A 23,592-nucleotide genomic window follows, 5' to 3' on the forward strand; every position below is an offset into this window, starting at 1 on the left:
TATCGCCTATCAATCGGCGGCCTCGCCGGTCTCCTGCTCGTCGGGAGAGACCATCAGGGCGTTTGCTACGACGCCAGACTGTTCGCGGATCCGCTTTTCGATTGCCGCCACCATCTCCGGGTGCTCGCGCAGGAACTGCTTGGAGTTCTCACGTCCCTGGCCGATCCGCTGGCTGTCGTAGCTGAACCAGGCGCCTGACTTCTCGACAATACTGGCCTTCACGCCGAGATCGATCAGTTCGCCCATCTTGCTGACGCCCTCGCCATACATGATGTCGAACTCGACCTGCCTGAACGGCGGCGCCATCTTGTTCTTGACGACCTTGATCCGGGTCTGATTGCCGACGACCTCGTCACGCTCCTTGATCTGGCCGATGCGTCGGATGTCCAGGCGGATCGAGGCGTAGAATTTCAGGGCATTGCCCCCGGTCGTGGTCTCGGGGCTGCCGAACATGACGCCGATCTTGGACCTGATCTGGTTGAGGAAGATCAGCATCGTGTTGGATCGCGACACGGAACCGGTCAGCTTGCGCAAGGCCTGGCTCATCAGGCGCGCATGCAGCCCGACATGGCTGTCGCCCATTTCGCCATCGAGTTCGGCGCGCGGCACCAGGGCAGCGACGCTGTCCACCACCAGGACGTCCACGGCACCGGACCGAACCAGGGTGTCGGCGATCTCCAGGGCCTGCTCGCCGGCATCCGGTTGGCTGATCAGCAGGTTGTCGACGTCGACACCGAGCTTGCGGGCGTAGCCCGGATCAAGCGCATGCTCGGCGTCGATGAAGGCGCAGGTGCCGCCGCGCTTTTGCGCCTCGGCGATGGCATGCAGCGCCATGGTCGTCTTGCCCGAGCTTTCCGGCCCGTAGACCTCAATGATCCGGCCACGCGGCAAGCCGCCAATGCCGAGCGCGATGTCGAGCCCCAGCGAGCCGCTGGAGATGACCTCCGCGACTTCGCTCGGTCGCTGTCCCATGCGCATGATCGAGCCCTTGCCGAAGGCCCGTTCGATCTGGCTGAGGGCGCCTTCGAGCGCCTTCGACTTGTCCATAAGCGTTCTCCAGTCGTGATAGCCAGACTCTGCCAGGTGCCAGGATCTGCCACATGAGAGTGTCACATGGCAGCCTTGGCTTCGAGTCATTAACGGAAACCAAGAAAGCGTTCGCATTTGTTCTACAGGAACAGAACATGATCGCACAAGCCCCGAGGACGCCCTATCGTACGGGCGGGCCGCCTGGCGGCGGTCGGCGGAGACGCCAGACATAGGCGATGATCCCGGCAACCACCTGGAAGTGTTCGCGCGGCACCTCGGAGTCGAGCGGCAGCGTATAGAGCGCACGCGCCAGCGGCGGATTGGAGACCAGCGGCACCTTGTTGTCCTGTGCCACCTCGCGGATACGGGCGGCCAACTCGTCCATGCCTTTGGCGACGATTCGGGGGGCCGCCTTGCTGCCGCCCTCGTAGGCGAGGGCCACTGCATAGTGCGTGGGGTTGGTGATCACCACGGTCGCTTTCGGCACCGCCGCCATCATGCGCCGTGCCGCGCGTTGGCGGCGCAATTGTCTCAGCCGGCCCTTGACCTGCGGGTCACCCTCGCTCTCGCGATGCTCGTCGCGCAGCTCCTGCCGGCTCATACGCAGCTCCGCGTAGTGCTTGTAGCGCACCCAGACGACGTCGAGCAGGGCGATCCCAGCCTGCACGGCAAGCACCAGCAGGGCGGCTTTCAAGGTCAAGGCAAGCATCTGGCTGGCAAGTGCTGCCGGCCGCCAAGCCACGGCGCGTGGCAGCGTGATCAGCAGGCCGCCAAATACATGCCAGAGGACGAACCCGAACGCCGCCAGCTTGGCCAGCGACTTCAGCCCTTCGACAAGGGTCTCGCCGCCGAACAGCCGCTTAATGCCGCGTCCCGGATTGAGCCGGCCCGGCTTTGGCATCAACGATCCCAGGTGCAGCAGGAAGCCGGTCTGCAGCAAACCCACCGCGATGGCGCCCACAGAGGCGGCCAGCAGTACCGGGGCCGCCAAGGCGGGACAGAACCCCATTGCCGTCCGCCACGCCGCGATCGCGCCACCGCCGGAGACGTCGATCCGACCGACATTCTCCATCAGGCCCTGCATGCGCGCGGCGAACAGGGCCGCCTGCGACGGCAGCACGATCATCAGCGCAAGCACGCCGAAACCGAGCCCGCATAGCGACTGCAACTCACGCGAGACCGCGACCCGACCGTCCTCGCGTGCTTTGGAGAGCGCCTTCGCGGACGGGGCTTCTGTCCGGTCGTCCTTGTCCGCCTGGGCCATGCTTGCGCTAGAGGCTGGGCAAAGTGGGGAAGCTGGACTGCATCGCCTGCATCCAGGCCGACAGGATTGGTTCGATCAGCAAGGCGACCAGCAGCAGCCCGCCAAGCACCTGGCCGGGAAGCGACAGGCTGTAGACCTGCAGGCTGGGCACCAGCCTGGCCAGCAAACCGAGCATCGCCTGCCAGATGATGTCGGCAAGGACGAGCGGTGCTGCCAGGCGCAGCGCCAGGGCGAAGCATTCCTCGGTTGCCGCCGCGACGCTCTGCGCCGCATCGGCCGCGGAGAACAGGGTGCCTGGCGGGAACAACCGGTAGCTGCCGGCGAGTGCGCCGATCGGCAAGGCGTAGAGGCCCGACGACAGCACCAGCACGGGTGCCGCCAGCGCCAGCACCCGGCTGACGCCGGTTGTCTGCGAGCCGAGTGCAGGGTCCGGCTGCAATACGCTGGAAAGGCCGATCATGGTCGAAATGATCTGCCCCGCTATTGGCAGGGACAGCGCCATCAGCCGCGCCAGCCATCCGAGCAGCAGGCCGCATCCGAGTTCCGCGCCGACGAGCGCGAACGCGCGCAAGCCGGGGCCGTCGGCTGGGGGCATCAGCGATGCGACGGCGGGGTAGATCAGCACGGTGATGCCGGCGGCGAGGCCAACGCGCAGCACCACCGGCACCTCGGTTTCGCCAAAGCCCGGCAACACCATCACCGCGCCACTGACGCGACAGAGCACAAGCAGGACGCCGAAAGCCAGATCCGGCAGGTGCGCCAGCAGCGCCTGGTCTGCCGGTGTCACTGGCCGCCTAAGGCGATCATACGGTCGAAGAGGGTGAGGGTATAGTCGGAGAGCGTCGCATACATGAAGGGGCCGGCCAGCATCAGCGCCGCACCAAGTGCCAGCACCTTCGGCACGAAGGCGAGTGTGGTCTCGTTGATCTGGGTGATCGCCTGGAGCAGCGAAATCAGCAGCCCGACAATCATGGCGGTGAGCAGCGCCGGCGCGCCGAGCTTGAGCGACACCATGAACAGGCTGCGCAGGACATTCGCGACATCGGCTTCCTGCATCGACAGGTCCTCCAGCTCAGATCGACATCTTCATGACGTCCTGGTAGGCCTGAACGACCTTGTCGCGTATTGCCACCGTCGACTGCAAAGCGAGCTGGGCGCGCGACACCGCCATCACCACGTCGGTGATGTTGCCGTCGCCGGCGATTCCGTGCGCGGTCTGCACGTCCGCCGCGTGGCCGGTCTGGACGACATTGTCGAGCGCACGATGCAAGGTCGAGCCGAACCCCGACCCGTCAGCGCCGGATATGGGATCGGCAAGGTCGTCGACGCCGGTGGCGCTTGCGCCCTGCACCTTCCCATAGGCACTGGCGGCACCGGCCGGCGTCATTGCGAGCGGCGCACTCATTTCAGCAGATCGATCGTGCGTGTCAGCATCGAGCGCGTGGCCTGCATGACGTTCAGGTTGGCGCTATAGGAACGTTCCGCTTCACGCATGTCCATCAACTCCACGAAGCTGTTGACATTGGGCATCTTGACGTAGCCCTGGGCGTTCGCCGCGGGGTGGGAGGGATCGTATTTCAGCGTGAAGGGGGTCATGTCCTCGCCGATCCGCTCCACTGATACGGTCGGCGTGCCGACGGCGGGATCGAGCGTTTCGTTGAAGGTTACGGTCTTGCGGCGGTATGGATCAGCACCCGGCGTGGCACCGGTGGTGTCCTGATTGGCCAGGTTCTCGGCGATGACACGCAGTCGGGTGGTCTGCGCCTCCATGCCCGATGAGGAGATGTCCAGCGCGCTCGAGATATCCATCGCTTAGCCCTTGCCCAAAGCGGTCTCGAACATCGACATGTATTTGCCGTAGAGGTTGGTCACCAGGCGCTGCTGGTTGTCGGTATCGGCGACCAGGGTCATTTCTTTTTCGACGGAGACCGCGTTGCCGTCCGGCGCGCGGCTGTCGCTTTGCTCGAGGATCGTGCCGGCGGTCGGCTCGGATCCGGCGATATCCATCGGGTTCGTCAGCACCGGTGCGACGGTCATGGCGGAGAGGGTCGCCGAGAACGGCTGTTCGTCGCGAGGTTGATAGTTCGGCGTATCGGCATTGGCGATGTTGCGGGCCAGCACACCCTGGCGGTCCTGCAGCCAGGTCAGCTTGCTTTGTGCGAGCCCGAAAATATCGGTCGACGCAGCGTCCATCTCGATGCCCCTCCCAGTACGGAGCACGCAGCTTGAGGCAAACCTCTTTACGAAAGGTTAATCGCGCTCAGGGTCGGTCCTCTTAATTCGTTATCGAAATGTTAGCGGTGGTATGTCATAAGCCCGTTATGACCAGATCGCAGGCGGGCACTCCAGAGATCGAAGCGTCAGTGGATGGCATGATCCGGACGATGCGCGTCGCGCGTGCGTTGATGCTTGGCGGTCGGACAGTCTGCCTGGACGGGCTTGACACCCAGGTCGAGGCGCTTTGCGCCAGATGCCTCGAGGCGGGGCCAGACGACAAGGCACGGCTGCGCGCGCGTCTGCTGACGCTGCGGGCCGAACTGGACGCCACCATACCGCTGATCGAGCCCTCCGCGGGGGAGGTGGGGTGCGTATCCACGACATCCTGACGGTCGGAGCGGCTCTCGGCGGCGTGATTGGCATGATCCTGCTCGCGCGCTTCGGCTCGGGATTCGCGGGCCGCCTCACCGGGCGCAGGCGCGCGGACGGTGTGCTGTCGCTCGATGCGTCGCTGTCGCTTGATCCGAAGCGCCGGCTCTGCCTGGTCGGCGTCCGCGGCCAGCAGGTGTTGCTCCTGACCGGCGGGTCCTCGGACGTGCTGCTCGGCTGGCTGCCGCCCGCTGCCAAGGCGAGCGCGGAGGAGCAGGACGGATGAGAGGGGCCCGCCTGCTGTCGCCCATCCTGCTGCCGTCCATGCTGTTGCTGCCCTTGCTGTTGGTTCTCGTGCTGCTGCCGGCCGGGGCCCATGCGCAATCCATCAGCATCGATCTCGGTCATGCCGGGAGCACCGGCGCCACCGGCCGGCTGGTTCAGCTTACCGCGCTGATTACCTTGCTGTCGCTGGCGCCGAGCCTGCTGGTGATGGTGACCGCCTTTACCCGCATCGTCATCGTGCTGTCGCTGCTGCGCGGTGCGTTGGGCGCGCAAGGGACGCCGCCTAACACGGTGATCATCGGCCTGGCATTGTTCCTGACCTTTTTCGTCATGCAGCCTGTGTTGCAACAATCCTGGGATCACGGGGTCTCGCCGCTGCTCGCCGGCAGCGTGAGCGAGATGGACGGGCTGCGCGGCGCGGCGGAGCCGTTCCGACATTTCATGCTGCAGAATGTCAGGCCGCCGGATCTCAGCCTATTCCTCGACATCGCCAAGCTGCCGGCTCCGCACACGGCCGCCGACACGCCCTGGCGGGCGCTGGTCCCGGCGTTCATGGTCGGCGAGCTGCGACGCGGCTTCGAGATGGGCTTCCTGCTCTACATGCCGTTTCTGGTGATCGATATCGTTGTGTCGAGCGTGCTGATGGGCCTGGGCATGATGATGCTGCCGCCGAGTGCCGTCTCGCTGCCCTTCAAGCTGATCTTTTTCGTGCTGATCGATGGCTGGCACATGATCGCGGGCAGCCTTGTGCAGAGCTTCGCGCCTTAACCTGCCTTGTCCGGTGCGGCGGAGAGTGCCAAAGAAGGCGCGACCGGCGCGAGTCGGCAGGATCCATCGCGGGACGAAGTCATGGCAAAGATCAAGGTGAAGGAACCGGTCGTCGAGATCGACGGCGACGAGATGACGCGGATCATCTGGAGCTTCATCAGAGAGAAGCTCATCGTGCCTTATTTGGATATCGATCTGAAATACTATGATCTCGGGATCGAGCACCGTGATGCGACCGACGATCAGGTGACGCTTGATGCCGCGCACGCGATCAAGACTTACGGTGTCGGCGTGAAATGCGCGACGATTACGCCGGATGAAGCCCGGGTTGGGGAGTTCAAGCTGAAGAAGATGTGGCGCTCGCCGAACGGCACCATACGCAATGTGCTCGACGGCACCATCTTCCGCGAACCGATCATCTGCGCGAACGTGCCGCGCCTGGTGCCGCACTGGACCCAGCCGATCGTCATAGGCCGGCACGCCTACGGCGACATCTACCGTGCCACGGAGACCAAGATCCCGGGCCCCGGAACCGTCACACTCACCTACACGCCCGCCGACGGCGGTGCGCCGATGGAACTTGAGGTGCACGACTTCACCGGCCCCGGCGTCGTGCTCGCGACCCATAACACCAAGGCCTCGATCGAGGGCTTCGCGCATGCCTGCTTTAGCTACGGCCGCGACCGCAAACTGCCGGTGTATCTGTCCACCAAGAACACCATCCTCAAGGCCTATGACGGCATGTTCAAGGATGTGTTCCAGGCGGTGTTCGATGCCGAGTTCAAGGACGATTTCGGGCGGCTGGGGCTGACCTACGAGCACCGGCTGATCGACGACATGGTGGCGGCGGCGCTGAAATGGTCCGGCGGCTATCTCTGGGCCTGCAAGAACTATGACGGCGACGTGCAGAGCGACATCGTAGCACAGGGCTTCGGCAGCCTGGGCCTGATGACCTCGGTGTTGCTGGCGCCGGACGGCAACACGGTCGAAGCCGAGGCGGCGCACGGTACGGTCACGCGGCACTTTCGCGAACACCAGAAGGGCCGGCAGACCAGCACCAATCCGATCGCCTCCATCTTCGCCTGGACACGTGGCCTCATCTACCGCGGCCGCTTTGATGACACGCCCGATGTGACGCAGTTCGCCGAGACTCTGGAGCGGGTGTGCGTTCAAACCGTGGAGTCTGGCCTGATGACCAAGGATCTCGCGCTGCTGGTCGGACCCGAGCAGAGCTGGCTCAATACGGAGGCGTTCCTCGGCAAGATCGACGAGAACCTGCGGGTCGCTATACCGCACGGGTAGGGTGTTATTGCGGGACCACGGAGGCGGTGCCGCGATCCTGCGCCTTGATTTGGCGCAGCGCCTCCTCCCAATAGGCATCGTTGCGACCGTGCGGTCGGCCATCCTTCTCCCAGAGTTCGTAGGCGCGTAGCCGCACACGCTCGTCGTAAAGTTTTGCTTCCTCGCTCATTGTCGTTTGTCCTGGCCCGGATAGGGAGAACGGCCCGAAAGCCTTGGCGTTGCCTGGCAGGTCATGCCTCTTGTCGATAAGGCGACAGGGTTGCGAGCTGTTCCATCTCGACGAGACGGGCGCTGCGTTCCTCCTCCAGATAATTGGCCACCGCGTCCCGCAGACCGGGATGGGCAATCCAATGCGCCGAATAGGTCGGCCGCGGCAGGTAGCCGCGCTGGATCTTGTGCTCGCCCTGCGCGCCCGCCTCGACCCGACGCAGACCGTGTTCGATCGCGAACTCGATGGCGCGGTAGTAGCAGAGCTCGAAATGCAGGAACGGCCAGTCGCCGACGCAGCCCCAGTTGCGTCCGTAGAGCGTCTCTGCGCCGAGCAGGTTTAGCGCGCCTGCGACCGGACGTCCGTCATGCTCGGCGAGCATCAGCACGACTCGGTCGCCAAGCCGTTGCGAGAGCAGCGGAAAGAAGCGCTCGCTCAGATAGGCGCTGCCCCATTTACGGTCCACCGTCGCCAGGTAGAAGCGGTGGAATGCCTTCCAGTGCGCCGCCGTAATCGCGGTTCCGCGTAGGGTGCGATAGGTCAGGCCGCACGCATTGGCGTCGCGCCGCTCCCGCCGCACGCTCTTGCGCTTGCGCGAACTCAATCCGGCGAGAAAATCCTCGAAGCAACTATAGCCTGCGTTCTCCCAGTGGAACTGCGTGCCAAGGCGCTGCAGCCAGCCGGCGGCCCCGAGTTCCTCGTATTCCTCGGCCTCGCAGAAGGTCACGTGCACCGATGACAGGCGCAGCTCCGAACAGCTCTGGCTCAGCCCTGCCGCCAGCGCGCGCCGGATTGCCGGGCGCCGCTCGGCGGGGAGGTCGGCGCGCAACAGCAGCCGCGGCCCGGAGACCGGGCTGAACGGGGATGCGACCTGCAGCTTGGGATAGTAGCGTCCGCCGGCACGCTCGAAGGCGGCTGCCCAGCCATGATCGAAGACGTATTCGCCGTAGCTGTGCGACTTGGCATACATCGGGGCTGCCGCCAGCAGCCGGGCGCCCTCGTTCAACGTTGCATGCCGCGGCATCCAGCCGGTGCGCGGGCCGGCCGAGCCGCTATCCTCGACGGCGGAGAGGAAGGCGTGACTGACGAACGGGTTGTCGTCGCCGGCGCACAAATCCCATGCAGCCGGGTCGATCTCCCTGATGGCGGCATGGAGGGTGAGCGCGAGCGCCGGTTGCGTCATGCGTCCGATATGGCGCAACAGAAAAGCCGCACAACGGTGCAGACGCGCCTCATGCGATCTCGAACAGGCCTTCGACCTCCACCGGGGCATCCAGCGGCAGCGACGGCACCCCGATCGTCGAGCGGGCATGCCGGCCGCTCTCGCCGAACACGGCGGCCATAAGGTCGGAGGCGCCGTTCATCACGGTTGCGTGTTGCGTGAAGTCGGCGGTGCAGGCGATGAAGCCGCCAAGCCGCACGACCCGCACCACGCCGTCCAGTGATCCCAAGGTCGCCTTGATCTGCGCCAGCAGGTTGATCGCGCAGGCCCGCGCCGCCGCCGCACCCTGCTCGATGCCGACGCCGCCGCCGAGCTTGCCGGTGGCGCTCAGACGCCCTTCGACGAGCGGCAACTGGCCGGAGACCACCAGCAGCGTGCCGGTGCGCACGGCGGCGACGTAGTTGGCGACGGGGGCCGCGGCCGTGGGCAGCGTCACCCCGAGGTCCGCCAGCTTCTGCTCGCGTAACGACGCCATCTCAGCCGACCAGCCGCAAGCCATGGCGCCGCCGCACCCCGACATTGGCGGCTAGCGGCAGATCGAGCGGCAGCAGCGCGTCGCCCGATGGGCTGTCCTCGGCCTCGACCGGCGGGCCGTCAGGCAGGCTGCGTCCGAGATAGGCCTGTGCCAGGGTGCGAAAGGCGTAGTCCAGCAACGAGGTGGCGCTGTTGACCGCGGCGTCGCCCTCGACAGCGCCGTGCGGACCGAAGCGGCTATAGGCGAACGCCTCGACATAGGCTGCGAGCGGCACACCGTGCTGCAGGCCGAGGCTGACCGCCTGGCTGAAGGCGTCCATCAGCCCGCGCTGTGCCGAGCCTTCGCGGACCGCGGCGATCGCGAGTTCGCCCAGGCTGCCGTCCTCGTATTCGCCGGTGCGCACGAACAGCCGATGACCGCCGACGACGGCCTTCTGGGTAAAGCCGCCATGTCGTGCCGGCAGCTCGCGCCGGGTTGGCACCGCGTGCGGCGCGGCGGCCGGGGCTGTCTGCGACGGCGCGCAATCGACAAACGGACCGACGGCACGCTGCATCGCCTGCATCGCGCTGGCTCCGGCGGCGCGCAGCACGCTGGTGCCGGCGAGGCTGGCCGCGAACGCCGCCTCCGGGCCGATGCCGCGCGCCGCCAGACGGGAGCGCGTGCTGCCCGCCAAGCGGCCATCATGGGTCAGCGGCGAGAACACCGGCGCCATGCCCGAGGCCTCGAACCCGAGCAAGGCGTCGACCGGTCCTGGCGCGGAGAACCCGGTCTCGATGACGAGCGGGGCGAGGAACAGGTCGGGTGCCTGCGCGCGAGCCGCTTGCCAGGCGGCGCCGGCTTGTTCGGCCAGCCCGGTCACGACGCAGTGCCGTGGCGGTGCCGCGCCGGCAGCACGGGAGACGACGGCGCCCGGATGGAGTGTCGCCATGGCCAGCGCCGATAGGCAGGCGGCGACGTCGCGGCCAGCGTCGGAGTCGTAGTCGAGGCCAAGGCCCGCAAGGCCGGCATCGAGATTGCCGAGCAGCAGCCGCGCCGACCGGCTGCCGAGCAGACGCAGGGTCTCTGCGATTGTGTCCAGGGCGGCGACGAAGGACACCAGATCGAAGCCCGCGCCCGGCTCGGCGAACGATGCGAGGTTGAGCACAAAGCACGCCGCCTCCGTCGCGGCGCCGCGCCAGACCGTCTCTCCGGGGCAGGCCGCGCGCCGCAGCAGCAGCGCGATCAGGCGTTGTTCAAGACCGGGGCGCTGTTGCAGATCGGGGCTGGCGGCCGCGAGCGGCGCGATCCAGCGGGCGGCCAGCACCGGCAATGCAACCACGCCAGTTCCGGGCGCCAGATGGGCAAGAGCCGCGGCGGCTGCGTCGTCCCAGCCGACCGGCAGGGTGACGGCTCGCCGCATACCGCCGCCATCGTCGAACGCGTCCGTATCGGTGAGCACCGTGCGCATCCGCACCCCGTTCCATAGATGGTGCAGTTTCATCGAGTGACCTCCGGCCGGAGACCTTATGCTACGCGGCGCTCGGCGCGATCCCAAGACATATCCTGGTGTCCGTTGGCTATCCCAGCCACAGCATGTTGTGGATATCCGGGATAACTCGGCGCGGATGGACCGGACCCCGGGCTTTGCGTATATCTCGCCCCATGACCACCATCGGAACCCGCCTGTTCACCCTGCTAAGGGGCCGGCTGATCGGCAAGGACGCCGACGGCCGCGCCTATTATCAGGAGCGGCGGCGCACCCAGGCCGGCCCACGTCGGGTGCGGCGCTGGGTGATCTACCGTCCTGGCGAGGATGCCTCGTCGGTGCCGGCGGAATGGTGGAACTGGCTGCACTACGCCGACGACGCACCGCTGCCGCCGAGTGCGCGCAAGCCCTGGCAATTGCCATTCCAGCCGAACCGCACCGGCGATCCCGCCGGCTATCGTCCACCTGGAAGCGACTATCTCGGCGGCCATCGACGCGCCGGCCGCGGCGACTACGAATCGTGGACACCCGACGCTTGAGTGTGGCGCGCCGGCATGACCCGATCGAACTCGCCGCCGGCCTTGTGGTGCTGGCACTCCTGGCCGGGCTGATCGTCGCCGCCATCATCGGCAATGGCCGCAAGAGCGAGAGCGGCTATCAGTTGACCGCGCGGTTCGGCCATGTCGACGGCCTCGATGTCGGCTCGGACGTGCGCATGGCCGGCGTCAATGTCGGCCAGGTGGTCAAGGAGACGGTCAACCCCAAGGACTTCCAGGCGGTGGTGACGATGACCATCCGCCCCGACATCAAGCTGCCGACCGACAGCTCGGTCGTCGTCACCTCTGACAGCCTGCTCGGCGGCAAGTACCTCTCGCTCTCGCCCGGCGGCGCGAGTAGTATGCTGGCACCCGGCAGCCGCATCACCCAGACCCAGGGCTCGATCAGCCTGGAGCAACTGCTCAGCAAGTTCATCTTCAGCGTCACCAACTCGGCGTCCAAGCAGGACCAGAACGGGGGTCTTGCGCCGCAATGATCCCGATACCATGATCTGGCCGATGCCCGACGGTACGCCGGTCTCCTGCCGCGAAAAGCTGCGCGTGCTGGCCGAGAACCATGCCGAACTGGAGGGCGTATTGCGCGACGCCTTCGAGGACGCGGTCCTGATCGGCGTCGACGAGACCGCAATGCGACGAATCCTGATCGACATGGTCGAGCGCATGCCAAGCCCGAAGCCAGGTCGGTGAAGGCGGCGTTGGTCCTCGCCTGCTGTCTGCTTGCGCGTGCCGCGGGTGCCGTGGAGCCTGTAGCACCCCCGGCGATATATCCGCCTGACACCTGGCAGGGCAGGGCTGACGCCGTCATGCGGGTGCAGGACCGGCTGGACGCCCATATCGAGACCCTGACCATTCCGGCGGGCGGGAGTGCAAGCTTCAAGAGCCTGACGATTGCCGTGCAGGGTTGCCTGCAGCACCCCCCGGGCCTGCCATCGGACAACGCGGCGCGGCTGACCGTCACCGACCGGCACGCCGCCGCGTCGGGTTACGACGGTTGGATGTTCACCGCCGAGCCGTTCGTCGGCGTGTTCCAGAGTCCAGTCTATGGCGTGCACCTGGTCTCCTGCGCCGGCGCCGAGGTGGCCCCGGCCGCGCCGCCGCTGCCGCCGCCCGTTGCGCCCCCCGCGATGCCGCCCGCAGCACTGGGTCCGCTGCCGCCGACGAATGACTGAGTCCGGAACCGTGGCGCCGTGGCGAGGTTGAGGACCGCATGAGCTGGATTGTGCCGAACGCCGACGAGGCCGCCTTCCTGCTGGATTTCGATGGCACGTTGGTCGATATCGCCGCCGCCCCGGAGCTGGTCGAGGTGGCACCCGGTCTGGTTGACACATTGCTGGCGCTGCGGGCTCGGGTGGGCGACGCGCTGGCATTGGTCAGCGGCCGGCCGATTGCCGAGCTCGACCATTTCCTGCCCGACGTCGCCTATGCCGTCGCCGGTGAGCACGGCACTGCTTTGCGCCATGCGCCGGGTGCTGCGGTCGAGCATGCCGATCTGCCGGCGGTGCCGAGTGCCTGGGCCAGGCGCGCCGAACAGCTCGCTCAAGCTTATCCCGGCGTTCGGATCGAGACCAAGGCGGCCGGCCTGGTGCTGCACTACCGCGCCGCCCCCGACGCTGGCGAGACACTCAGGCAGGAGGCCGAGGCGATGGTCGCGGAGGCTGGCAAGGGCTTTCATGTGCAGGCCTCGAAGCTGGCCTGGGAGATACGCCCCAAGGGCATCGACAAGGGCAGCGCGGTCCGGTTGCTGATGGCGCGTCCGCCCTTCGTCGGCCGCAAGCCGGTGTTCGTGGGCGACGACGTCACCGACGAGGACGGCATCCGTGCCGCGGTGGCGCTGGGCGGTGTCGGCTACAGGATCCCCGCGGACTTCGAACAGCCTGCCGCCGTGCGCGCCTGGCTCGGGCAGCTCGCGCGCGGTGAGGCAGGCGCATGGGCCGCTTAGTTGTTGTCTCCAACCGGGTGCCGTCGCCGCGCGAGCGCAGCCATCCGGCGGGCGGCCTAACGGTCGGGCTGAAGGACGCGATACGCGGCCAGCCCAGCCTCTGGTTCGGCTGGTCCGGCCAGATCGCCGGGCGCGCCAGCGGCGACCCGACCCCGAAGCGCAGCAGCCAGGCTGGCGTCAGCTACGCCACCATCGATCTCACCGCCGCCCAGCATCGCGGCTTCTACCAGGGCTTTTCCAACCGCATCCTCTGGCCGCTGTTCCACTACCGTATGGGTCTGGTAGAGTACAGCCGCGACGATCTGGACACCTATCTCGAGGTGAACGAGCTGTTCGCGCGCTGCCTGGTGCCGCTGCTGCAGCCGGACGACGTGATCTGGGTGCAGGACTATCATCTGATCCCGCTCGGCGCCGCCCTGCGCAAGCTCGGCGTGACCCAGCGGATCGGCTTCTTCCTGCATACGCCGTTCCCGCCGCTGGCTCTGTTCGGGGCACTCCCGGGGGCCGCGCACTTGATCCAGGCGATGGCCGCCTACGAGCTGGTCGGCATGCAGACCGAGGAGGATAGGGCGCATCTGCAGCAATCCCTGGACGCGAACGACGTCAAGGCCGCGGTCATCGCCTGTGCGATCGGCATCGACCCGGTGGAATTCCGCAGCCAGGCGGTCGCCGCCAGCAACGGCCCGGAGGTGGTTCGGCTGCGCGAGAGCATGGCCGATCGGGCGCTGATCCTTGGTGTCGACCGGCTGGACTACTCAAAGGGCCTGCCGCAGCGGCTAATGGGCTTCGAGCGCCTGCTGAAGCGCTTTCCCGAGCATCGCCAGCGTGTGACCTTCCTGCAGGTCGCCCCCGTCTCACGCGGCGACGTCGCCGAATACCGTGCCTTGCGTCGCCGGCTCGACGAACTGGCCGGCCGCATCAACGGCGAATGGGCGGAGTTCGACTGGATGCCAATCCGCTACATCACGCGCGCCATTCCGCGCGACACCATCGCGGGTTTCCTGCGCTTCGCCCGGATCGCCCTGGTGACGCCGCTGCGCGACGGCATGAACCTGGTGGCCAAGGAATATGTCGCCGCCCAGGACTCCGCCGATCCGGGCGTGCTGGTGTTGTCGCAGTTCGCCGGCGCCGGCCCGGAGTTCCCCGAGGCGATACAGGTCAATCCGCACGATCCGGACGAGATTGCCGAAGGGCTGCACCAAGCGCTGTCGATGCCGGAGGCCGAACGGCGGACCCGCTGGCACGCGCTCGATGCGGCCGTGCACAAGGTCACGGCGGCGAGCTGGGCGCGGGATTTCCTCGCGGCACTGGAGCGCGAACCGCTGCATGGAGCCTAGAGCGGCGCGGCGCGCGGGCGCGCTTGCGGCGCTGTTCGGCGCCGTCGCCTTCGCGGTCGCCTGGGCTGCCCAGCACGCGCTGTCGCTGGCGCCGTGCGCCCTATGCCTGCTCGAGCGATGGCCATACCGGGCGCTGATCCTGTTCGGCGTACTCGCGGCAATCTCGCCGCCGACGATCGCGCGGGTCCTGCTTGTCCCTATCGCGCTCGCCTTTGTCGCCGCGATCGGGCTGTCTTTCACCCATGTCGGTGTCGAGCAGGGCTGGTGGCCGGATCCCTGGCCAGCCTGCATGGCGCCGCGTCTGGCCCATGGCAGCATCGCTGAACGGCTTGCGGCGATGCCGCCGCGTCCGGTCAAGCCATGCGACTCGCCCACCCGGCTGTTCAACTTCCTGCCGGTCTCGATGACCTCGCTTGATCTGATCTACGCGCTGCTCACCTGCATAATGACCATGCTGTCAGCGCGTTCCAGGAGAGCCAGATGAGTGCCACCAGCCAGCCCGGCGAGCCGGACCGCCAGACACGCCTGGCCCGGATGATCCGGGTCGATCATGCCGGCGAGTATGGCGCCGAGCGCATCTATGCCGGCCAACTCGCCGTGCTGGGGCGGGGCGACAAGGCAGAATTGCTGCGACACATGAAGGACCAGGAGACCCACCATAAGGCAGTGTTCTCCGACCTGATCGTCCGTCGCCGGATACGGCCGACGGCGCTGTTGCCGCTCTGGCATGTCGCCGGGTTCGCGCTCGGCGCGGTCACCGCAGCCATCGGCCCAAGGGCCGCGATGGCCTGCACGGTGGCGGTCGAGGAGGCGATCGACGAGCATTATGCGACTCAGGCCGCCTCTCTCGACGAGAGCGAGCCGGAGTTGCGCCAGACCATCGAGACGTTCCGCCTGGAGGAGCTCGAGCACCGGGATATCGGCCTCGCCAATGAGGCGGAACTGGCCCCTGCCTACCGCATGATGGCGCGGATCATCAAAACCGGCTGCCGCGCCGCCATTGCGGTTAGCGAGATCGTCTGACGGTTGCCGGGGTTAAAGCCGGCGCCGCCCGCGGCCGAAGAACAGGCTGATGACGAACAGGACCAGAAAGACAAAGAACAAGATTTTTGCGATGCCGGCGAAGGTCGCGGCAAAGCCGCCGAAGCCTAGGACGGCGCAGACCAGGGCGACAACCAGGAAGATCAGGGTCCAGTGCAGCAGTTCCATGAAAGCTAACTCCCTTGAAAAAACGAACAGGTTCTAAGGACTAGTCCTTAGCGGGGTCCAGGGGCAGAGCCCCTGGCGGCGTGCCAAAAGAAACGCCACCGAACCATCATGGTTTCGCCGGTCCGAAATGACGCAGCGTGACCGTCACCTGTCCGCCGGCCTCGCCGCCCCCTTGGCCAATCGTCAAGGCGCAGCGCGCGAACGCGGGCGGCCCGAAGCGCAGCGACGGATCGCGGGAGAAGCCGAGATCCTCTTCCGGCATGCCGAAGAAATTGCGCTTGAGCTTGCCGGAGCCATACAGGTCCTGGAATACGGCGACGGCATATTGCCCGGGTGCGATGCCGCGGATTGTGACATCCATCGTGCCTTGATGCGCGGCAACGACGGCATGGTAGGCGCAGTGGCTGGACAGGAACTCGCTCTTGCGGCAGACGCCGACGCGGATCGTGCCGCGGTCGGTGCGAACACCCTGGATGGTGACCTCCAGGGTTGCGGCCCATGCGCCAGCGGGCAGCAGCACCAAGCCCATCAGCAGGAGCGCCGCGCCTCTCATTGCATCGGGTAGGCACGGCCGCGCCAAGTGGCGGGCCGGCCGCGCGCGGCTCGGACCAGCGCGTTCCATTGCAACACCAGCATCAGCAGCACGCCGAACGGGCTGAACAGCACGCCGCGTGCATCCTGGCGGAACTGCCACGCGAGCAGCACCCGCAAACCCAGGCTCAAGACGCAGGCAAACAAGGCCGGCACGCTCGGCGTCAAGACCGCGAGCGCGAACGGCAGCACATGGCCGCCAGCCAGCAGCACGGTCCAGACCGGCAGCGCCCGCATGGTCGCCATGCCTTCGGTGGCGTTCTTGCCCAGGCCTTCCCAGACCTCCGCGAAGCAGGTGTACATCCGGCACTCGGCGAAGCGGGTCGCATCGAACAAAGCGGTGGCAAAGCCGGCGCGTCGAAAGGCGCGCGGCAGCTTCAGCCCGTCATGCATCGAGGCGCGTATGCTGGCGTGGCCGCCGGCGGTGCGGTAGGCGTCGGCGCGGGCGATGAACAGCTGGCCGCAGCCGGCGGCAAAGCCGGTGATACGCGGGTCGCGGTCGAGGCGCTGCGGCAGATAGCCGAGCAGCAGCAGATGGATCAGCGGCAGCAGCAGCCACTCCGACCAGGTGCGGGTGATCTGCCTGGGAAAGCCGCTGGCGAGGCCGAGATGCGGCCGTGCCGTCATCAAGTGCGCCATGCGCGAGAGCGCGTCCGGGGCCAGCACGACGTCGGCATCGACGAACACCAGCAGCGCATGGCGTGCGTGGCCGGCGAGCGTGGCGCAGGCGTGCTGCTTGCCGGACCAGCCGGGTGGCAGCCCCGGTGCGGTGAGCACGCGCAGGCGCGGATCGCCGATCGCGGCCAGGATGGCCGGGGTCGCGTCGGTCGAGTGATCGTCCAGCACCAGCAGCTCGATGTCGCAGCCTTGCGTCGTCAGCACCGCGCGCACGGCGCGGCCGATATGCGCCTCCTCGTTGCGTGCCGGGATCAGCACCGATATTGCCGGCCGCTGGCGGGAGAGAGGCGGCGTGCGCAACAGCCCGAGATTGCTCAGTGCAAGCAGCATCGGCAGCAGCGCCAGGCCGAAGGCGATCCAGCCGAGCAGGACCGCGGTGGTCACGCCTCTTCCTCGTGCGCTGGCGAAAAGTGGCGTCCGCGCAACAACGCGGCCAGGCGGCGGGTGGTGTCGTAGATCATCGAGCTTCCGACCGTGCCGGAGAGCAGCGTTTGAAATCGCTGCTTTTCGCGGCTCGCCGAGTCCGCGGCGAGCGCGTCCATCTCGCGCGCGAGGACTGTCTGCAGGCGCTGCGTCCATTCCGCCGGACGGATCGCGGCGTCGGCGGCGATCGGGTTGCCGAAACGGACCAGCAGCTCGGGCCGGCTTTCGTTCCAGAACACGTATTCCACCGCGAGCGGCAGCAGCACCGCGTCGGGGATCGAGCGCGCGAGATGGGCGACACCGGGACGTAGCCGAACCGGACGGACGCGCGGGTCGGTGAAATTGCCTTCCGCCGTGACCCAGATCATGGCGCCGGGTTCCGCCAGCACCGCGCGGGCGATTTCAAGGAAGCGCCGTGCGCCCGCGGCGGTGTTCTTCTCGATGCCGAAGGCGCCGAGCCGGCGGAAGAAGCCGTAACGTCGCAGCGCATCCGATTCCATCGGGCCATAGCCCGGACGGCCTCGGAACAGCGTATCCCCGAGGATGATGAAGACCGCCGGATCCCACCAGGACGGGTGGTTGGCGAACACGATCACCGGCTGTCCGCGCGGCACGACGGGAAGCTGGCCCGACAGCCGGATTGCATGGAAGCCACGGCGGACACGCAGCCGCAAATAGTATGCGAACAGTCGGAACAGGATCGGCGATCGAAGCGCTGCCGGGGTCTCTCGCCGCGCCGCCATCGTGTCAGGCGAGCCTGGCGGCCACGTTGGACTTCACGTCCGTATCCAGGCTGTCGGCGGCGATCCAGCCCGACATCATCACCATCGGCATGCCGGGTCCGGGATGGGCGGCGCCGCCGGCGAGATACAGGCCCTCGACCTCGCGCGAGCGGTTGCCCGGCTTGAAGGCGCCCATGAAGCGTCCGTGGCTGGCCAATCCGTAGATTGCGCCGTCCAGCACGCGATAGCGCTCGTGGATGTCGGCGGGCGTGAGAACCCGTTCGGTGCAGATACGAGATTCGATGTCGGTCAACCCCGCTGTGCGCGCCAGCTTATCGAGAATAATTCTTCGATATGACGGCAGCATGGCCTGCCAATCATGATGCGGCCGCAGATAGGGGGCGTGCACCAGGATGTAGAGCGCCTCGCCGCCAGGTGGGGCCACGCCGGGTTCGGTGACGCTGGGCGCTGCGACATAGCAGGTCGGGTCGGGTGCCGGTTCGCCCTTGTGATAGATGGCGTCGAACTCCTCCTCGGCGTCGCGCGAGAAGACGAAATTGTGGTGGGCGAGCTGCGGATAGGCGCGATCGAGGCCGAGATAGAGCACGACGCCGGAGCAGGCCGGCTCGCGCTTCTTGCCGCGGGCGAAGCGCCGTGCCGCCTCGCCGCTGACCAGCTCGCGATAGGTGCGCACGCTGTCCATGTTGGAGACCACCGCCGACAGCGCGATCCGCTCGCCGGCCTCGGTCACCACGCCGCACGCCCTGCCGCCGTCGCGACCGGTCGGCGCGCGTTCGATCCGCGCGATCCCGGTCTCGGTGCGGACCTGCACGCCGAGCCGCTCGGCCAGTGCGACCAGCGATTCCGGCACGGCGCGGGTGCCACCGATCGGATACCAGACGCCCTCCTGGGTCTGCATGTGCGCGATGCTGCTGAGCACCGCCGGCGCCAGATAGGGCGAGGAGCCGACATACTGGACGAAATGATCGAGCATCTGCGCCACGCGCGCATCCGGCACGCGCTTGCGTATCTGGTGGGCGACGGTGCTGCCCATGCGCAGGCTGGCGACGTCGCGCAGGGTGGCGAGATCCATGTTCTTGCGGAAGTCCAGGGTGTCGCCGATATCCTCGACCGAGCGCCAGAAGAAGAACTTGCGGCTGACCTCGTGCAGCTTTTCGCTCATCGCCAGAAAGGCGGCGTAGCCGGCTTCGGATTGCGGCGAGTACTCGCGCAGCCGGCGCGCCATCGCGACTGAATCCTGGTCGAGATCCAGCACGCTGTTGTCCTCGAAGAAGCAGCGCCATTGCGGGTCGATGCGTCGCAGATCGAGCGATGCGTCCATGCGTTCGCCGGCTTCGGCGAAGATACGCGCCAGCACCGAGGGCACCGTCAGGATGGTCGGGCCCATGTCGAAGCGCCAGCCGGAATCCCGGTGCTGCGCCGCCTTGCCGCCGAGCCAGGGGTTCTTCTCGAACAGCACGACCCGGTGGCCGCGCGCGGCCAGGGTGCAGGCGGCGGCGAGGCCGCCGAGGCCGCTGCCGATGACGCCCACAGGCAGCGTGCCCGCGATCGAGCCGTCCATTACGACGCCCTCTCGGCAAAGGCCGGGGTGGCCGCAGGCTGCTCGGACCAGTGCATTTCGGTGCTCACGGAACTCAGCCCGAGATCGCGGGCCAACAGGCGCGCGCTGATCCGCGCCCCCTCGAAGATCACCGGCAAGCCGCTGCCCGGATGGGTGCCGCCGCCGACGAGATACATGCCGTCGATATCCTCGAAGCGGTTATGCGGCCGGAAATTGAGCATCTGCGGCAGCGAGTGCGCGAGGTTGAAAACCGCACCACGATGCACGTCGAGGTCGGCCTCCCACTCGTCGGGAGTCATGATCTTCTCGAACACGATGCGGCTCTCGATATCGTGCAGGCCGGCCTGGGCGAGACGCGCCAGCGCCACGGCGCGGTAGCGGGCGCGCTCGGCCGGGGTCCAGCCGACGCCGCCTTCGCGCAGGTGGCCGACCGGCACCAGCACATAGAGCGTCGAGTAGCCCTGCGGCGCCAGCGAGGAATCCGTGCAAGAGGCGTTCTGCATATAGAAGGAGGGCGATTTCGGTGGGGCGGTGCCGGCGTTGATCTCAGCGAAGTTCTGCTTGTAGTCCTTCGAGAGAAAAATCGTGTGGTGCGCGGTCTCCGGCAGCTCGCCCTTGATGCCGAGATACAGCATGAAGGTGGAGCAGGAGAGCCGCTTGCGGGCGATCTTGCGGTCGGTCCAGCGCCGGCGCATGCGGTCCGGCACAAGCTTTCCCATGCTGCGCAGGAAGTCGGCGTTGAGCACCACCGCGTCGGCCTTCTGGGTGCCGGCATCGGTGCGCAGCCCGGTGACCCGGCGGCCCTCGAACAGCAGTTCGCGCACCGGCTCGCCCATCCGGAACCGCACGCCAAGGCTGCGTGCGGCGCGCTCCATCGCGCGCATCACCGCGACGGTGCCGCCGCGCGGATGGAAGATGCCGAACTCGTATTCCATGAAGGCGAGGATGGTGAACAGGCTGGGGCAGCGATACGGCGACATGCCGAGATATTTGCTCTGGAAGGAGAAGCCGAGCCGGATACGCGGGTCGCTGAAGAAGCGCTTGAGGTCGTTCTCGACAGAGCGTCCGGGACGCAGCAGTGGGAGCGCGCGCAGCATGTCCGGCCTGAGCAGGTCGCGCCAGCTCTCGAACGGCCGTTCCAGTACGGGTCGGAACGCGTCGAGCTTGGCGCGATTGTCGGCGAGGAAGCGCGGGATGGCCGCCGCGTCGCTCGGCGAGATCATTGCCACCGAGCGTTGCAGGGCAGCGATGTCGCTGGTCGCGGTCAGACGTTCGCCGCCTTCGAACAGCAGTTCGTAATGCGTGCCCAGCCGCATCAGCTCGACACTGTTCTCGAGGCTGCAGCCGCATTCGGCGAAGATGTCCGAGAGGATCCTCGGATAGAGGAAGAAGGTGGGGCCGATATCGAATTGGAAGCGCCCCGCCGCGTGCGCCACGGTCATGCCGCCGGAGCGGCCGCCGACTGATCCGTGGCGTTCGTAGACGGTCACGTCGGCGCCGGCATGGGCTAGCAGCATCGCGCTCGCGAGGCCACCGGGTCCGGCTCCGACGACCAGGACAGCCCGGCTCAATGCGTGGCCCGTGCCATCGTGGCGTACAAAAGGGGAGACGGAGTATCTGGCGGCATCATCTGGCTCCTGAAGTGACATGCTTTTCCGGCAGCCGGAAGATGTGATGTTTTGTGGCGGCCGTGGAACCCGCCCCTGAAAACACGATTTTGCGTCCCTTGCATCCGCCCGGGCCGCGTCCCAAGACTGACAACATGAATAATCCGGACGAGTTTCGCTCGGTCTACCGGCACGGCTACGCGCGGGTCACTGCCTGCACGCTACCGGTGCGTCTGGCCGACCCGATGGCCAATGCCGAGGCGACTTTGGCGCTGGCAAGGGCCTGCGGCGAGGCGGGGGCGGTGCTGGCGGTGTTCCCCGAGCTCGGCATCTCCGGCTACAGCATCGAGGATCTGCGCCAGCAGGACGCCCTGCTCGATGCCGTCGAGGAGGCGCTGGCGCGCCTGCGCGCGGCGTCCGAGGACCTGCTGCCGCTGCTTCTCGTGGGCGCGCCGCTGCGCCACGATAACGCAGTGTTCAACTGCGCGGTGGCGATCCATCGCGGCCGAATCCTCGGCGTGGTGCCGAAATCCTACCTGCCGAACTATCGCGAGTTCTACGAGGCACGGCAGTTCGCAGCCGGACTCGGGCGCATCGGCGAGACCATCACCCTGGCCGGCGCGCTGGTTGCGTTCGGCACCGACCTGTTGTTCGAAGCGGGCGACGTCGCCGGTATGGTCGTGCATGCCGAGATCTGCGAGGATATCTGGGTCCCGTTGCCGCCGAGTTCGGCCGCGGTGCTCGCCGGTGCCACGGTCGTCGCCAACCTGTCGGCCAGCAACATCACCATCGGCAAGGCCGAGACCCGGCGTCTGCTCTGCCAGGCGCAATCCGCCCGCGGCCTGTGCGCCTATCTCTATGCCGCCGCCGGCGAGGGCGAATCCACCACCGACGTGGCCTGGGACGGCCAGGTCTCGATCTTTGAGGCCGGCGCCCTGCTCGCCGAGACAGAGCGCTTCCCGCGCGGGCCGACCCATGCCATCGCCGATATCGACCTCGATCTGCTGCGCCAGGAGCGCGCTCGCATGGGCAGCTTCGCCGACGGGCGCACGGCCAGCGGCACCTGGCGCCGGATCCGCTTCACCGCCGCCCCGCCGGCCGGCGATATCGGCTTCAAGCGGCCGATCGAGCGGTTCCCGTTCGTGCCGTCCGATCCGGCGCGCCTGAACCAGGACTGCTTTGAGGCCTACAACATCCAGGTCAGCGCGCTCGAGCAGCGGCTGCGCGCCACCGGCGCCGAGCGGGTGGTGATCGGGATTTCCGGCGGCCTCGATTCGACCCAGGCGCTGATCGTGGCGGCGCGCGCGATGGACCGGCTCGGTCTGCCGCGCACCAACATCCTCGCTTTCACCATGCCCGGCTTCGCCACGAGCGACACCACCCGCGCCAACGCGACGGCGCTGATGGACGCACTCGGTGTGACCGCCTCGGTGCTCGATATCCGCCCCACCGCGCGGCTGATGCTGGGCGAGATTGGCCACCCTTACGCGCGCGGCGAGGCGGTCCATGATGTGACGTTCGAGAACGTCCAGGCCGGCCTGCGCACCGACTATCTGTTCCGCCTGGCGGGTCAGGCCGGCGGCCTGGTGCTCGGCACCGGCGACCTGTCCGAACTCGCCCTCGGCTGGTGCACCTACGGCGTCGGCGACCAGATGTCGCACTACAACGTCAATGCCGGCGTGCCGAAGACGCTGATCCAGCATCTGATCCGCTGGGTGATCGCAAGCGCGCAGTTCGCACCCGCGGTGCTGGACACGCTCGGGCTGATCCTGGGCACCGAAATCTCGCCCGAGCTGGTGCCCGCCGGCCCCGACGCGGCACCACAGAGCACGCAGGCCATCATTGGGCCCTACGCGCTACAGGACTTCAACCTGTTCTACACGCTGCGCTACGGCTTCCGTCCCTCGAAGATTGCCTTCCTGGCGCTGCGGGCCTGGGGCGACACCCACACGCTCGACGACATCCGGCACTGGCTGGCGCTGTTCCTGCGTCGCTATTTCGGCTTCGCCCAGTTCAAGCGCTCGGCCATGCCGAACGGCCCAAAACTCAGCTCGGGCGGCGCGCTGTCGCCGCGCGGCGACTGGCGGGCGCCCTCGGACGGCAACGCCCAAGTCTGGCTCGACGAGCTGGCGCGCAACGTTCCGGGCTGAACGGGACTTTGAGGCGCACAAGGCTGTTCAACAGCATCATGCATGAGGACCGAGATAGCCTGCGCGGCTTGGGCCAGTGATTTTGGCCCAGTGACTTTGGTCGAGTGACTTGGGCCAGGTGACTGTCTGGCGCTGGGCCGACGACGGCTTTCGGCTCCGCTACGACCCGGCGGACGCGGGTCGCACCGTCGAG

30 protein-coding genes are annotated in these 23,592 nt (G+C 67.3%); 13 read left to right on the plus strand and 17 right to left on the minus strand.

Features of this window, described 5'->3' with window-relative positions; genetic code table 11:
* Positions 1-9 precede the first annotated feature (9 nt).
* The 7 genes from recA to ACQY4K_RS19845 form a co-directional block, all read right to left on the minus strand.
* Complete coding sequence (recA, locus tag ACQY4K_RS19815) at positions 10-1,047, minus strand: recombinase RecA (RefSeq protein WP_428391909.1); 1,038 nt, start codon at positions 1,045-1,047, stop codon at positions 10-12.
* 163 nt (positions 1,048-1,210) lie between these two features.
* Entirely contained in the window at positions 1,211-2,293 is a 1,083-nt protein-coding gene (locus ACQY4K_RS19820) for an EscU/YscU/HrcU family type III secretion system export apparatus switch protein (protein ID WP_428391910.1), read from the minus strand.
* Between the two features lie 7 nt (positions 2,294-2,300).
* A complete protein-coding gene (locus tag ACQY4K_RS19825; protein ID WP_428391911.1) occupies positions 2,301-3,080 on the minus strand; it encodes a flagellar biosynthetic protein FliR in 780 nt (259 codons plus the stop codon).
* Entirely contained in the window at positions 3,077-3,349 is a 273-nt protein-coding gene (gene fliQ / locus ACQY4K_RS19830) for a flagellar biosynthesis protein FliQ (protein ID WP_428391912.1), read from the minus strand. The genes ACQY4K_RS19825 and fliQ overlap by 4 nt, the downstream gene beginning before the upstream one ends.
* Before the next feature lie 16 nt (positions 3,350-3,365).
* Positions 3,366-3,698 (minus strand): flagellar hook-basal body complex protein FliE, encoded by a 333-nt coding sequence (gene fliE, locus ACQY4K_RS19835; RefSeq protein WP_428391913.1) that lies wholly within the window; start codon positions 3,696-3,698, stop codon positions 3,366-3,368.
* A complete protein-coding gene (flgC, locus tag ACQY4K_RS19840) occupies positions 3,695-4,102 on the minus strand; it encodes a flagellar basal body rod protein FlgC (protein ID WP_428391914.1) in 408 nt (135 codons plus the stop codon). Before flgC ends, fliE begins: the two co-directional genes overlap by 4 nt.
* Positions 4,103-4,105: 3 nt before the next feature.
* The gene (locus ACQY4K_RS19845) at positions 4,106-4,486 is read right to left on the minus strand and encodes a flagellar basal body rod protein FlgB (RefSeq protein ID WP_428391915.1); all 381 of its coding nucleotides are present in this window, start codon (positions 4,484-4,486) and stop codon (positions 4,106-4,108) included.
* A gap of 128 nt (positions 4,487-4,614) precedes the next feature.
* Here ACQY4K_RS19845 and ACQY4K_RS19850 point away from each other — a divergent pair, with 128 nt between their 5' ends.
* The 4 genes from ACQY4K_RS19850 to ACQY4K_RS19865 all read left to right on the plus strand — a co-directional run bounded on the left by ACQY4K_RS19850 (position 4,615) and on the right by ACQY4K_RS19865 (position 7,234).
* Positions 4,615-4,899: a hypothetical protein gene (locus ACQY4K_RS19850; RefSeq protein WP_428391916.1), complete on the plus strand. Its 285-nt coding sequence runs from the start codon at positions 4,615-4,617 to the stop codon at positions 4,897-4,899.
* Positions 4,878-5,165, plus strand: coding sequence for a flagellar biosynthetic protein FliO (locus tag ACQY4K_RS19855; RefSeq protein WP_428391917.1), 288 nt, complete (start codon positions 4,878-4,880; stop codon positions 5,163-5,165). Before ACQY4K_RS19850 ends, ACQY4K_RS19855 begins: the two co-directional genes overlap by 22 nt.
* 38 nt (positions 5,166-5,203) lie before the next feature.
* Complete coding sequence (gene fliP, locus ACQY4K_RS19860; RefSeq protein ID WP_428396234.1) at positions 5,204-5,932, plus strand: flagellar type III secretion system pore protein FliP; 729 nt, start codon at positions 5,204-5,206, stop codon at positions 5,930-5,932.
* Between the two features lie 81 nt (positions 5,933-6,013).
* On the plus strand, positions 6,014-7,234 hold the full coding sequence (locus ACQY4K_RS19865; RefSeq protein WP_428391918.1) for an NADP-dependent isocitrate dehydrogenase: 1,221 nt from the start codon (positions 6,014-6,016) through the stop codon (positions 7,232-7,234).
* Between the two features lie 4 nt (positions 7,235-7,238).
* Here ACQY4K_RS19865 and ACQY4K_RS19870 read toward each other — a convergent pair whose 3' ends face one another.
* From ACQY4K_RS19870 to ACQY4K_RS19885, 4 genes are all read right to left on the minus strand, one after another.
* Positions 7,239-7,403, minus strand: coding sequence for a DUF2934 domain-containing protein (locus ACQY4K_RS19870; protein WP_428391919.1), 165 nt, complete (start codon positions 7,401-7,403; stop codon positions 7,239-7,241).
* 61 nt (positions 7,404-7,464) lie between these two features.
* Positions 7,465-8,625 (minus strand): GNAT family N-acetyltransferase, encoded by a 1,161-nt coding sequence (locus ACQY4K_RS19875; protein ID WP_428391920.1) that lies wholly within the window; start codon positions 8,623-8,625, stop codon positions 7,465-7,467.
* A 49-nt stretch (positions 8,626-8,674) separates the two neighbouring features.
* The gene (locus ACQY4K_RS19880) at positions 8,675-9,139 is read right to left on the minus strand and encodes a RidA family protein (protein ID WP_428391921.1); all 465 of its coding nucleotides are present in this window, start codon (positions 9,137-9,139) and stop codon (positions 8,675-8,677) included.
* Between the two features lies 1 nt (position 9,140).
* Positions 9,141-10,619 (minus strand): vitamin B12-dependent ribonucleotide reductase, encoded by a 1,479-nt coding sequence (locus ACQY4K_RS19885; RefSeq protein ID WP_428391922.1) that lies wholly within the window; start codon positions 10,617-10,619, stop codon positions 9,141-9,143.
* Between the two features lie 161 nt (positions 10,620-10,780).
* Here ACQY4K_RS19885 and ACQY4K_RS19890 point away from each other — a divergent pair, with 161 nt between their 5' ends.
* From ACQY4K_RS19890 to ACQY4K_RS19925, 8 genes are read left to right on the plus strand one after another with little or no spacing between them, the layout of a single operon-like run.
* Positions 10,781-11,143, plus strand: coding sequence for an NADH-ubiquinone oxidoreductase subunit NDUFA12 family protein (locus ACQY4K_RS19890; RefSeq protein WP_428391923.1), 363 nt, complete (start codon positions 10,781-10,783; stop codon positions 11,141-11,143).
* Positions 11,140-11,637, plus strand: coding sequence for an outer membrane lipid asymmetry maintenance protein MlaD (gene mlaD, locus ACQY4K_RS19895; RefSeq protein ID WP_428391924.1), 498 nt, complete (start codon positions 11,140-11,142; stop codon positions 11,635-11,637). Before ACQY4K_RS19890 ends, mlaD begins: the two co-directional genes overlap by 4 nt.
* A 10-nt stretch (positions 11,638-11,647) precedes the next feature.
* Positions 11,648-11,848 carry a hypothetical protein gene (locus ACQY4K_RS19900; RefSeq protein WP_428391925.1) on the plus strand — a complete coding sequence of 67 codons (201 nt, stop codon included), beginning with the start codon at positions 11,648-11,650 and terminating at the stop codon, positions 11,846-11,848.
* A complete protein-coding gene (locus ACQY4K_RS19905; RefSeq protein WP_428391926.1) occupies positions 11,845-12,330 on the plus strand; it encodes a DUF2155 domain-containing protein in 486 nt (161 codons plus the stop codon). The genes ACQY4K_RS19900 and ACQY4K_RS19905 overlap by 4 nt, the downstream gene beginning before the upstream one ends.
* 38 nt (positions 12,331-12,368) lie before the next feature.
* Positions 12,369-13,100, plus strand: coding sequence for a trehalose-phosphatase (otsB, locus tag ACQY4K_RS19910; protein WP_428391927.1), 732 nt, complete (start codon positions 12,369-12,371; stop codon positions 13,098-13,100).
* Complete coding sequence (locus ACQY4K_RS19915; protein ID WP_428391928.1) at positions 13,088-14,437, plus strand: alpha,alpha-trehalose-phosphate synthase (UDP-forming); 1,350 nt, start codon at positions 13,088-13,090, stop codon at positions 14,435-14,437. The genes otsB and ACQY4K_RS19915 overlap by 13 nt, the downstream gene beginning before the upstream one ends.
* Positions 14,427-14,921, plus strand: a complete 495-nt coding sequence (locus tag ACQY4K_RS19920) for a disulfide bond formation protein B (RefSeq protein ID WP_428391929.1) — start codon at positions 14,427-14,429, stop codon at positions 14,919-14,921. The genes ACQY4K_RS19915 and ACQY4K_RS19920 overlap by 11 nt, the downstream gene beginning before the upstream one ends.
* Entirely contained in the window at positions 14,918-15,460 is a 543-nt protein-coding gene (locus tag ACQY4K_RS19925) for a demethoxyubiquinone hydroxylase family protein (protein WP_428391930.1), read from the plus strand. The genes ACQY4K_RS19920 and ACQY4K_RS19925 overlap by 4 nt, the downstream gene beginning before the upstream one ends.
* 12 nt (positions 15,461-15,472) lie before the next feature.
* Here ACQY4K_RS19925 and ACQY4K_RS19930 read toward each other — a convergent pair whose 3' ends face one another.
* From ACQY4K_RS19930 to crtI, 6 genes are all read right to left on the minus strand, one after another.
* Complete coding sequence (locus tag ACQY4K_RS19930) at positions 15,473-15,646, minus strand: DUF1328 domain-containing protein (RefSeq protein WP_428391931.1); 174 nt, start codon at positions 15,644-15,646, stop codon at positions 15,473-15,475.
* A gap of 106 nt (positions 15,647-15,752) precedes the next feature.
* On the minus strand, positions 15,753-16,175 hold the full coding sequence (locus ACQY4K_RS19935) for a DUF2141 domain-containing protein (RefSeq protein WP_428396236.1): 423 nt from the start codon (positions 16,173-16,175) through the stop codon (positions 15,753-15,755).
* A gap of 20 nt (positions 16,176-16,195) precedes the next feature.
* Positions 16,196-17,299, minus strand: coding sequence for a glycosyltransferase (locus ACQY4K_RS19940; RefSeq protein ID WP_428391932.1), 1,104 nt, complete (start codon positions 17,297-17,299; stop codon positions 16,196-16,198).
* Positions 17,296-18,081: a lysophospholipid acyltransferase family protein gene (locus tag ACQY4K_RS19945; protein WP_428391933.1), complete on the minus strand. Its 786-nt coding sequence runs from the start codon at positions 18,079-18,081 to the stop codon at positions 17,296-17,298. The genes ACQY4K_RS19940 and ACQY4K_RS19945 overlap by 4 nt, the downstream gene beginning before the upstream one ends.
* 4 nt (positions 18,082-18,085) lie before the next feature.
* Entirely contained in the window at positions 18,086-19,642 is a 1,557-nt protein-coding gene (locus tag ACQY4K_RS19950; protein ID WP_428391934.1) for a phytoene desaturase family protein, read from the minus strand.
* The gene (crtI, locus tag ACQY4K_RS19955) at positions 19,642-21,213 is read right to left on the minus strand and encodes a phytoene desaturase family protein (protein ID WP_428391935.1); all 1,572 of its coding nucleotides are present in this window, start codon (positions 21,211-21,213) and stop codon (positions 19,642-19,644) included. Before crtI ends, ACQY4K_RS19950 begins: the two co-directional genes overlap by 1 nt.
* A 191-nt stretch (positions 21,214-21,404) precedes the next feature.
* Here crtI and ACQY4K_RS19960 point away from each other — a divergent pair, with 191 nt between their 5' ends.
* Positions 21,405-23,399 (plus strand): NAD(+) synthase, encoded by a 1,995-nt coding sequence (locus ACQY4K_RS19960; RefSeq protein WP_428391936.1) that lies wholly within the window; start codon positions 21,405-21,407, stop codon positions 23,397-23,399.
* Positions 23,400-23,592: the final 193 nt, after the last annotated feature.

The sequence above is a fragment of the Lichenicoccus sp. genome, assembly GCF_965276875.1.
Lineage (GTDB): Bacteria > Pseudomonadota > Alphaproteobacteria > Acetobacterales > Acetobacteraceae > Lichenicoccus.

Bases quoted from the DNA above. Each gene is read 5' to 3' on its own strand.
- ACQY4K_RS19945 (WP_428391933.1), bottom strand. From the start codon at position 18,081: ATGGCGGCGCGGCGAGAGACCCCGGCAGCGCTTCGATCGCCGATCCTG.
- ACQY4K_RS19960 (WP_428391936.1), top strand. From the start codon at position 21,405: ATGAATAATCCGGACGAGTTTCGCTCGGTCTACCGGCACGGCTACGCG.
- ACQY4K_RS19950 (WP_428391934.1), bottom strand. From the start codon at position 19,642: ATGGACGGCTCGATCGCGGGCACGCTGCCTGTGGGCGTCATCGGCAGC.
- fliQ (WP_428391912.1), bottom strand. From the start codon at position 3,349: ATGCAGGAAGCCGATGTCGCGAATGTCCTGCGCAGCCTGTTCATGGTG.
- ACQY4K_RS19930 (WP_428391931.1), bottom strand. From the start codon at position 15,646: ATGGAACTGCTGCACTGGACCCTGATCTTCCTGGTTGTCGCCCTGGTC.
- ACQY4K_RS19875 (WP_428391920.1), bottom strand. From the start codon at position 8,625: ATGACGCAACCGGCGCTCGCGCTCACCCTCCATGCCGCCATCAGGGAG.
- ACQY4K_RS19915 (WP_428391928.1), top strand. From the start codon at position 13,088: ATGGGCCGCTTAGTTGTTGTCTCCAACCGGGTGCCGTCGCCGCGCGAG.
- ACQY4K_RS19870 (WP_428391919.1), bottom strand. From the start codon at position 7,403: ATGAGCGAGGAAGCAAAACTTTACGACGAGCGTGTGCGGCTACGCGCC.
- ACQY4K_RS19845 (WP_428391915.1), bottom strand. From the start codon at position 4,486: ATGGACGCTGCGTCGACCGATATTTTCGGGCTCGCACAAAGCAAGCTG.
- ACQY4K_RS19820 (WP_428391910.1), bottom strand. From the start codon at position 2,293: ATGGCCCAGGCGGACAAGGACGACCGGACAGAAGCCCCGTCCGCGAAG.
- otsB (WP_428391927.1), top strand. From the start codon at position 12,369: ATGAGCTGGATTGTGCCGAACGCCGACGAGGCCGCCTTCCTGCTGGAT.
- ACQY4K_RS19850 (WP_428391916.1), top strand. From the start codon at position 4,615: ATGACCAGATCGCAGGCGGGCACTCCAGAGATCGAAGCGTCAGTGGAT.
- ACQY4K_RS19920 (WP_428391929.1), top strand. From the start codon at position 14,427: ATGGAGCCTAGAGCGGCGCGGCGCGCGGGCGCGCTTGCGGCGCTGTTC.
- ACQY4K_RS19865 (WP_428391918.1), top strand. From the start codon at position 6,014: ATGGCAAAGATCAAGGTGAAGGAACCGGTCGTCGAGATCGACGGCGAC.
- ACQY4K_RS19900 (WP_428391925.1), top strand. From the start codon at position 11,648: ATGATCTGGCCGATGCCCGACGGTACGCCGGTCTCCTGCCGCGAAAAG.
- ACQY4K_RS19885 (WP_428391922.1), bottom strand. From the start codon at position 10,619: ATGAAACTGCACCATCTATGGAACGGGGTGCGGATGCGCACGGTGCTC.
- fliP (WP_428396234.1), top strand. From the start codon at position 5,204: ATGCTGTTGCTGCCCTTGCTGTTGGTTCTCGTGCTGCTGCCGGCCGGG.
- ACQY4K_RS19935 (WP_428396236.1), bottom strand. From the start codon at position 16,175: ATGGGCTTGGTGCTGCTGCCCGCTGGCGCATGGGCCGCAACCCTGGAG.
- ACQY4K_RS19890 (WP_428391923.1), top strand. From the start codon at position 10,781: ATGACCACCATCGGAACCCGCCTGTTCACCCTGCTAAGGGGCCGGCTG.
- recA (WP_428391909.1), bottom strand. From the start codon at position 1,047: ATGGACAAGTCGAAGGCGCTCGAAGGCGCCCTCAGCCAGATCGAACGG.
- fliE (WP_428391913.1), bottom strand. From the start codon at position 3,698: ATGAGTGCGCCGCTCGCAATGACGCCGGCCGGTGCCGCCAGTGCCTAT.
- ACQY4K_RS19880 (WP_428391921.1), bottom strand. From the start codon at position 9,139: ATGGCGTCGTTACGCGAGCAGAAGCTGGCGGACCTCGGGGTGACGCTG.
- flgC (WP_428391914.1), bottom strand. From the start codon at position 4,102: ATGGATATCTCGAGCGCGCTGGACATCTCCTCATCGGGCATGGAGGCG.
- ACQY4K_RS19925 (WP_428391930.1), top strand. From the start codon at position 14,918: ATGAGTGCCACCAGCCAGCCCGGCGAGCCGGACCGCCAGACACGCCTG.